This window comes from bacterium (assembly GCA_026708015.1).
Lineage (GTDB): Bacteria > Actinomycetota > Acidimicrobiia > Acidimicrobiales > Bin134 > Poriferisocius.
Window position 1 is genome coordinate 1 of record JAPOVT010000036.1, and the last position, 8369, is coordinate 8369.

General features: G+C 67.0%; 9 protein-coding genes. 5 read left to right on the forward strand and 4 right to left on the reverse strand.

What is annotated here, in order from left to right:
* Positions 1 to 720, reverse strand: a 720-nt coding sequence (locus tag OXG30_08050) for a hypothetical protein (protein ID MCY4134849.1), incomplete at its 3' end; no start/stop codon positions are given.
* Between the two features lie 403 nt (positions 721 to 1123).
* Complete coding sequence (locus OXG30_08055) at positions 1124 to 2611, reverse strand: ABC transporter substrate-binding protein (GenBank protein MCY4134850.1); 1488 nt, start codon at positions 2609 to 2611, stop codon at positions 1124 to 1126.
* A 138-nt stretch (positions 2612 to 2749) separates the two neighbouring features.
* Between OXG30_08055 and OXG30_08060 the strand changes: the two genes are divergently transcribed.
* The 5 genes from OXG30_08060 (at position 2750) to OXG30_08080 (ending at position 5847) form a co-directional block, all read left to right on the forward strand.
* Entirely contained in the window at positions 2750 to 3121 is a 372-nt protein-coding gene (locus tag OXG30_08060; protein MCY4134851.1) for a DoxX family protein, read from the forward strand.
* 23 nt (positions 3122 to 3144) lie between these two features.
* On the forward strand, positions 3145 to 3936 hold the full coding sequence (locus OXG30_08065) for an enoyl-CoA hydratase/isomerase family protein (GenBank protein ID MCY4134852.1): 792 nt from the start codon (positions 3145 to 3147) through the stop codon (positions 3934 to 3936).
* Between the two features lie 16 nt (positions 3937 to 3952).
* The gene (locus tag OXG30_08070; protein MCY4134853.1) at positions 3953 to 4150 is read left to right on the forward strand and encodes a ferredoxin; all 198 of its coding nucleotides are present in this window, start codon (positions 3953 to 3955) and stop codon (positions 4148 to 4150) included.
* Between the two features lie 69 nt (positions 4151 to 4219).
* Positions 4220 to 4666, forward strand: a complete 447-nt coding sequence (locus OXG30_08075; GenBank protein ID MCY4134854.1) for an OB-fold domain-containing protein — start codon at positions 4220 to 4222, stop codon at positions 4664 to 4666.
* Entirely contained in the window at positions 4663 to 5847 is a 1185-nt protein-coding gene (locus OXG30_08080) for a thiolase family protein (GenBank protein MCY4134855.1), read from the forward strand. Before OXG30_08075 ends, OXG30_08080 begins: the two co-directional genes overlap by 4 nt.
* A 63-nt stretch (positions 5848 to 5910) precedes the next feature.
* Here OXG30_08080 and OXG30_08085 read toward each other — a convergent pair whose 3' ends face one another.
* Both OXG30_08085 and OXG30_08090 read right to left on the reverse strand, forming a co-directional pair.
* Positions 5911 to 6609 (reverse strand): ABC transporter ATP-binding protein, encoded by a 699-nt coding sequence (locus tag OXG30_08085; protein MCY4134856.1) that lies wholly within the window; start codon positions 6607 to 6609, stop codon positions 5911 to 5913.
* Positions 6606 to 8369 (reverse strand): branched-chain amino acid ABC transporter ATP-binding protein/permease (locus OXG30_08090; GenBank protein ID MCY4134857.1); only part of this gene is annotated, 1764 nt, incomplete at its 5' end. The genes OXG30_08085 and OXG30_08090, both read right to left, overlap by 4 nt.

Here is an 8369-nt window from a genome sequence, read left to right on the forward strand (position 1 = left end):
GGCGGACAGCGACACGTGGATCGGCCCCGCCACGATAAACTCGGGCGACATGGCGAACATGGACCGCGTCTCGGTGTTGGCGGCCTGTGTGTTGCTCAGCGGCCCGTAGAAGCGCCCCGGCTCCCGGTGCCGGCCGATCTCCACCCGTGTCGCGCCGAGGTAATTGCTGGTCCGCGTGGCGCAGGAGTTCTCGCTTCCCGTCCAGGGATGGTTGCTGTCGGCGTGCGGGGCGCCGTTCTCGTTGCGGTGGTCGGCCAGCGTCCCGGCGCGCCACCACTCCGCCGGCTGAGTGGAGCTTCGCCACGGCTGCTCCTCGTTGCAGAAGTCCTGATAGTCGTTGGCCACCAGCCCGCCGTCGCCCTCGTCGTCCATCCAATAGACGGGCACGCCGGTGCGCCAGTTGCCGCCATGGCGCAAGCCCAGGTGGTCGCGAAGGTTCGCGGCCTGGGTTGAACCGACCATCTTGAAGCCCGACGCGTAGGGGCGGATGGCGGCCAGCGTGTTGGCGCTCTTGGTGAGTTCGCTCTGCACGTAGCCGTCGTAGGTGGCGATGTCGGTGGCGGTGGCCGCCCACCGCGAGGTGGTGCGGAACAGCAGCCGGAACCGGTCCCCAGCCCCCAGGCCGCTGGGCTTGAGCGCCCAGTCAGCGGGCACCACATGGGCATCGGCCGACGGCGCCGCCTGCGCCGAGGCCTCCCGCTCGCCGACGGCCAGCGCCAAGGGAATCAGCGCGACGACAACAAGAGCAAGCGCTGTCCGCCGCCAAGCACAAGAGCCAGCGGACCGCGACATGGCGGGCCTAGCGCCGCCCCCACGGCGCGCCAGACGGGAAAAGCAGGGGGGGGGGGGGGGGTAACTCAGCCACGGCTAATCCTCTGCCCAGTTACCTTACACGAGCAGAACCCGCCACCGAAACGATGGAACGATCGATCATGTCATGCGCTCCCTTCGCCGTCAGACGAAGCGACAAAAACAACGATACAAAAACGCCTCCCCCACCGCAACATCGGGAACCGGCCACAGAGCCCACCTTATCGCCCCGCTTCGTCTTTTCGCGCCTATTCGTCCCCCGCTCAGATGCTGCTCCGAAACTGACCCCCTCACCCTGCTGCGAGATGCCATCTCACGGGGTGGCGTCTCGCAGCGGGGTGATTGGCACGAGTTGGCCCCGGGCGCCCACATCGGGGTCTTGGGCCACGAGCTGGAAGGAGTCGTTGCTGTAGTACTTGCCCGGTCCGAGAGAAGCGTAGGGCTGGCTGGCAATCGAGAAGTCGCCGGCGTTGGCGATGGCCTCGGCGAAGGTCTCGTGGGTCAGAACCGGTCCGGCCGCGGTAGCCAGGTATTCGAAGATCTGGAAGAACCGGCAGTGGGCGAACAGGCTGGTAAACCAGAGCGGTGCGCCCTCTTCCAGAGTGTCGGGGTGCTTGACCTCGATGTCGGGGTGATTGGAGTTGAACGCATCCAGGCATTCCTTGAATCTAGGGTCGCTCTCGTAGATCTGCGGGTCGGTCATGCTCATCACAGTGATCACGCCCCTAGCCGTCTCGGGATCGACGCTGGCTCCGATATTGGGGCCCAGGCCAGTGGCATCGGTGGCCCAGATGTCCACGTCGAGGCCGTAGAGGGCGGCGTTCTCGATGCCGGCCGACGAGTTGCCGGCCAGCAGAAGGGTATCGGCGCCGGCTGCCTTTATGCGCTCTGACAGCGCAGCCCACTCTTGGTTCTGGGCGATGTGGTCGCCCACCGGCGAGGAGGTGGCAACCTCGAGAACTGGCTCGATGCCGCGATCTCTCAGCAGCCCGGCCAGGCCGTCGAGCTGGTCGGCCGCGGTGAGATTGGCGACAATGGCGATCGAGCTTCCTTGGAGCATTCCCTCGATGTCGAGCAGAGTGAACATGGCGTTGGTTATGAACTCACGCGGCGCCCGCTCGGTGACCCACGGGGCCCGGGCCTGCGCCAAGCGGTCGTCGGTCATGGTTCCCCCCACCAAGATCGTCTCCTGCGTGTCCATGATGCAGGTGTTGGCCACCTCGGCGGGGCCGAGAAACCCGAACAGCACCGCGAACACCTCGTTGTCCTCGGTCAGACGCAGACAGGCGGCCTCGGCCTCGGTAGCCCCGATCGGGTTGTACTTGTCCATGACGACCTCGACTTGGCGGCCGTTGATGCCGCCCCGGTTGTTGATGTCATCGACCAGCGCCTGGATCACCAACTCCTGGTCGCCCCAGGTATTCGGAAAGAAGCCGTTTTCGAATAGCCAGTCGAAGTCCGGATAGGAGACGCCGATGGTGATGGTGTCGGCCGTCACCCCTCGCCATGTGGCGGTGAGCGGAATCTCCGGCTCCGGCTCCGCAGTGGGCGCCGGCTCGAACTCGTGTTCCACTTCCTCCGGGGCTTCAGCCACGGCCTCGGGCGCCGGCTCTGACTCGACCTCCTCGGGGGTTGCCTGTTCCGGTTCAGGCTCTTCGGGCGCGGCCGGCGCCTCGGTGGCCGAGGCTGGAGATTCGCCGCCTCCTGCCTCCCCGTCGTCATCGTTGCCACCGCATGCCGCGGCCACCATGGCCAGCACCACCAGCCCGGCGATCAACCAGCGCATCGACTTGGTCTTCATGAGTCCCCCTCTCTGATTCGCTACATGGTACCGGAGTTGATGCAGCCAAAGCCCCCCTCCCCCAATGTTGGTTGTTCATCGGTCGATGAGTAGCCTTCATCCACCGATGAAACGCAGCATGGGGAGGAATCAGAAACAGTGAGCGTCGCATACTGGATTCTTCAAGGACTGCTCGCAGCAGCGATGGCACTAGCCGGGGCGCTGAAGCTGGCAGCGGGCAAAGACGGCCTCATCGACAACCCTCGCATGGGTTGGGTCGAGGACGCCTCGAACAGACAAGTCAGGGCCCTTGGCAGCATCGAGGTCGCAGGAGCAATCGGGCTTATCCTGCCCTGGGGGCTCGACATCGCTCCAGCGCTGACCCCGATAGCCGCGATCGGGGTGGCCGCGCTGATGGCAGGCGCCGTGACCGTGCATATCCGCCGCGGCGAAGCCCGTGATCTCGCCCCCGCGATCGGACTCGGAGTCATCGCCGTGGTCATCGCGATCGGGCGTTTCGCGGGACTCTAGGCCGTACCCAGGAGATCTGCCCTATGGCCACCGCAGACGGGAACCGCTTCGAGACCATCGAGTTCGAGGTGCGCGACCACGTTGCGACGCTGACGCTGAACCGACCGGACCGCCTGAACTCTTTCACCGAGACGATGGCGGCCGAGATCGCCGCCGTGTGGGAAGCGGTTCGAGACGACGACGACATCCACGTTGCGGTGCTGCAAGCCAACGGCGACCGCGCCTTCTGCACCGGCATCGACGTCCAGGAAGGCATCTGGTGGGGCGACTGGAACATCTGGAACCAGGTCGATCCCGGCCAAGCACTCGGCCCGAAACACCACAAGGTATGGAAACCCGTAGTCGCCGCAGTACACGGGCTGTGCGCCGGCGGCGGCCAGTATCTGATCAACGAAGCCGACATCATCATTTGCAGCGATGACGCATCCTTCTTCGACCCCCACGCGAACGGCGGGGTCGTCTCCGCTCTCGAACCCATCGGCATGCTCAAACGCGGGGTCCCGCTGGGCGACGTCCTGCGCTGGGCGCTCATGGGCAACGAAGAACGGATCACCGCCGAGACCGCCCGCCAGATCGGCCTCGTCACCGAGGTGGTGTCACGAGGCGAGCTACGCGCCCGGGCCGCCGACATCGCAGCCCAGATCGCGGCTCGGGCCCCGATCGCCATTCAGGGCACCGTGCGCGCCATATGGGAGTCGGTGGACATGACCCGCCACGCAGCCCTCCAAAACGGCATGGCCTACACCCACATAGGCAACATCAAACCCCGGTCTCCGCTGGCGCAACGAGAGCGGCGCGACCCGACTTTCCGCTAGACCAACGGGAGCCGACATGCACATCACGTACAACCGCGACGCCTGCCAGGGCCACAACCGGTGCTACCTGCTCGCCCCCGAGCTGTTCGACGTCGATGATCACGGCTACGCAGTCCTGCGCATCTCCTCCGGCGAGGTCCCTGCCGGGCTCGAAGAAAAAGCCCAGCTCGCGGCCGACAACTGCCCTGAGTTCGCCATTGCCATCACCCGATGACGGCCAGCGTCGAACCCGCTGAGCACCCCTGATGACGACGGCCGATTCCGAACCCGCCGGGCGCCCCTGATGACGACGGCCGATTCCGAACTCGCCGGGCGCCCCGCACAACGAGTGCTCCCCGCGCCAAGCTGGGAGTCAGCCCCATTCTGGAAGGGCGGTTTCGACGGGCAGCTCCTGATCTATTCGTGCCAGCGCTGCCACCGGTTCTTCCACCCGCCCGCCGCTGCGTGCTGGCGGTGCCGAAGCACCGATGTCGCGCCCCGGCCCGTGTCGGGTCTCGCCACCGTCGCCGCAGTCACCGTCAATGCCCATCAGTGGCTCCCGGGCTTTGAGCCCCCCTACGCAGTGGCCATCGTCGAACTCGACGACGAGCCCGATGTCAGGCTCACCACCAACGTTTTGGGCTGCGCCCCCGACGACGTCCACATCGGCATGAGGGTGAAGGTTTGCTTCGAAGACTGGGACGATGTGTCGATCCCAGTCTTTCGTCCCATCGACGAGGGCGGGGTGTGAATCCGCTCGACGGCCAGGCCGTGATCACCGGCATCGGCCAATCCGAAGTAGGCCGGCGCCTTGGACGCTCAGGCCAGAGCCTCACTGTGGAAGCCTGCCTGCGCGCCATGCAAGACGCCGGACTCGAACCAGACGACATCGACGGCATCGCCACCTACCCGGGCGAGCTCTCGCCCAACCCGGGCTTCAGCGGCGCCGGATCCATGCAACTCCACGACGCGCTCGGCCTCCGCACCCGATGGCACATGGGCTCGGCCGAGACCGCGGGCCAACTCGGCCCGGTTATGAGCGCGTGCCTCGCAGCCGCCACCGGCGCCGCCAATCACATCGTGTGCTTCCGCTCGGTCTGGGAGTCCACCGCCCAGGCGGGCGGCAACCGCGCCAGTGCCATCTCGCGCGGCCCCAGCCGCGCCGGCGGCTTCTTCGAATGGGTTGCGCCCTACGGCGCCATGTCGGCGGCAACCTGGGTGGCCATGCTGTGCTCGCGTTACATGCACGACCACGGCCTCACCCGCGAGCAGCTCGCGCAAATCGCCCTCACCTGCCGCCGCCACGCCGCCGGCAACCCCGCGGCTATATACAGGGACCCGCTCTCGCTCGACGACTACATGGCGGCGCGGACGATCTCCACGCCCCTGTGCCTCTATGACTGCGATGTCCCGTCTGACGGCGCCGTCGCGGTCATCGTCTCCCGAGCCGGCACCGCCCGCGGGCTGCGCCGCGACCCGATCACCGTCGAGGCATTCGGCCACGGCATCAGCGAACGCCACACCTGGGACCAACGCCGGGATTTGACAACGATGGGCGCGCATGACGCCGCTGCAACCATGTGGGAGCAGACCTCCCTCACCCCAGCAGACGTCGATGTCGCCGAGCTCTACGACGGTTTCAGCTACATCACGCTCCAGTGGATCGAGGCTCTCGGATTCTGCGCGCCCGGACAAGCCGGCAACTACGTCGAAGGCGGTCACCGCATCGCCCTGGACGGCGAGCGCCCGCTCAACACCCAGGGCGGCCAGCTATCAGGCGGAAGACTCCACGGCCTCGGGTTCCTGCACGAGGCCTGTACTCAGCTCTGGCGCGAGGGCGGTGAGCGCCAAGTGACCCGCGATATCGACGTCGCGGTGGCCGCCGCCGGAGGCGGGCCCATCGCCGGGTGCGTCCTGGTCAGTCGCCGGTAGGTCCGCCGCCGAGAGCGCGGGCTCTCACAACCCCCAGGGCGGATGCGCTTGCCAAGCGGGGGCTCACGACCCCATGTAGGCGCTCTCCAGAACCGACATGTCGGCGGCCAGCTCCGCCGCCGAGCCCTGAAGCTTGACCTCGCCGTGGACGAGAACGGTCGCCTCGTCGGCAACCTCGAGGGCCAGGCCCACGTGCTGTTCCACCAGGACCACCGCCGCGCCGGTCTCCTCGGCCACCCGGCCCACCACCGGCAGCAGATCGCGCACGATGATCGGGGCCAGGCCCATGCTCATCTCGTCGATCAGCAGCACCTTGGGCTGGCGCACCAGGCCCCGGGCCACCGCCAACATCTGCTGCTCACCGCCGGACAAGTCTCCGGCCCGCACGCTCCAGCGCTTCTCCAACGCGGGGAACATCTCGAGCATCGTCTCGGGCTGAGTGCCGCTGCGCCGCGCCGCGACCTGGAGGTTCTCGCTAACGGTCAAGCTCTTGAACAGCGCCCGGTCATCGGCCACCAGAACCAGCCCGGCTGAAGACGCATCTTTGGGGCGCCCCGGTCGGATCACCTCATCGTTGACCCGGATCTCGCCATCGAGGGATCGCAGCAGGCCGGCGAGCGTGTTCATCAGGGTCGTCTTGCCCGAGCCGTTCGGGCCGAGCAACGCCATGACCGACCCCGGCGCCACGTCGAGATCGAGTGGTTGTACCACCCCGACGGTGCCATAGCCCGCCACCAACCCGCGACATCTCAAACCGCTCACTGTTCACCGCCTTCCTCAGTCAAGGTGGTTTGTTCGCCCCCCTCCACCAAGGAGGCGTGTTCACCGCCTTCCTCGGTCAAGGTGGCGTGGGTTTCGCCCAGGTAGGCCGACGCCACTGCTGGATCGCTGCGGATCTCGTCGGGGGTGCCAGACGAGATCAGGCTTCCGAAGTTCAAGACTTGGATCACGTCGCAAAGGCCCAGCATCAGATGCATGTCGTGGTCGATCAGCAACACCGCCACCCCGCTATCGGCGATAGCCCGGATGCGCTCACCCAGCCAGATGCTCTCGGTCGAGTCCAGCCCACCGGCCGGTTCATCCAACAGGAGCACGCCCGGGCTCCCGACCAGGGCACGCGCCATCGACACCAGTTGACGCTGGCCCTGGGACAACTCCCCGGCGCTGCGGTCGGCGGCCGACGCCAGCCCCAGGTTCGCCAACACGGCTTCCACCTCAGGGGGTTCGTCCCCGCGGGCCCGGGCCGCGGCCTGGCCCACGACCACGTTCTCCCGCACCGACAGGTCGTCGTAGAGCTCGATGGCCTGGAAGGTCCGTCCCAGACCGCGATGGACGCGCTCGTGGGGCCGCAGGTCATCGAGCGGCTCGTCGCTGAGCACGACGCTGCCGCTCGACGGCGCGAACCCGGTGATGGCGTCGATCAGGGTCGTCTTTCCCGCACCGTTCGGGCCGATCAGGCCCACCACGGTCCCGGCTTCGACTGCGAAGGACACGTCGTCCACCGCAGTCACACCGCCGTAGCGGACCGTGACGTTGTGCAACTCGAGCCGCAGCGGCGCCCCGTCGCGGGGCTCGATGTCGGTTGTGGTGCCGTCCCCGGTCAAGACCTCGGCCGGGGCAGCCCGGTCGGCGCGGGCGCGATACTGCTCGACGCGCCCCATGAAGTACCCCACCACGCCCTCAGGGTTGCGGATGATACCGATGATCAGCAGGACGCCGATGATCGTCTCAAAGTAGTCGGCACCACCGAACCATGTTTCCATGGCCTGGGCGCCCAGCCCGCCGATTGCCCCGAAGCCCGCGAGCAGTCCGCCGGTAACCGAGGTGATGCCGATGATGTAAGAGGTGGCGAGCATCGACAGGCCAAGCAGCACCGTGAACGAATCAAAGGTCACGCTGCCCAGCCGATACCCGAACATCGTCCCGCCCAGCCCCGCAATGAAGCTGCCGATGGCGAAGGCGAGCACCTTCACCCGAACCACGCTGACGCCTGCGGCCGCAGCCGAGCGCTCGTTGGCGCGAACCGCCAGCATCTCCGATCCGAGACGGCTGGTGCGAAGGAACGACACCGCAAAAGCAACCAAGATCAGCGCTACGAACACCATCACCCCGAACTCGAGCCTCGGAAAGTCCACTCCCGTTCCCGAGCTCAAGTCGAGCCCGAACAGCGACGGCTTCTCGATCTCGACGCCCGCAGCCCCGACGTAGTCGCTGTTTGCGAACCACATCTTCTCGAGCACGAGCGCCAACGCCAAGGTCACGACCGCCACTGGAAGCCCGCGGATTCGCAACGCGGGAAGGCCGACGACGACGCCGATGACGGTGGCGCCGAGTGCCGCCACCAGCGGTGCCACCGGGAACGGCAACCCCAGGTCCGCCGCCAACGGGCCCAGCAGGAATCCTGCCGATCCCGCCAGCGTCAGCTGGGCCAGCGACACCTGTCCGGCATAGCCGGTGACCACGACGTACGACAGCGACAGCATCGAGAAGATGAACGTCATGATCAGCGCCGTGCGCCACGA

What these genes read in the sequence shown, in the direction of transcription:
- OXG30_08055 (MCY4134850.1), bottom strand. Translation starts at nt 2,611, where the DNA reads ATGAAGACCAAGTCGATGCGCTGGTTGATCGCCGGGCTGGTGGTGCTG.
- OXG30_08065 (MCY4134852.1), top strand. Translation starts at nt 3,145, where the DNA reads ATGGCCACCGCAGACGGGAACCGCTTCGAGACCATCGAGTTCGAGGTG.
- OXG30_08070 (MCY4134853.1), top strand. Translation starts at nt 3,953, where the DNA reads ATGCACATCACGTACAACCGCGACGCCTGCCAGGGCCACAACCGGTGC.
- OXG30_08075 (MCY4134854.1), top strand. Translation starts at nt 4,220, where the DNA reads ATGACGACGGCCGATTCCGAACTCGCCGGGCGCCCCGCACAACGAGTG.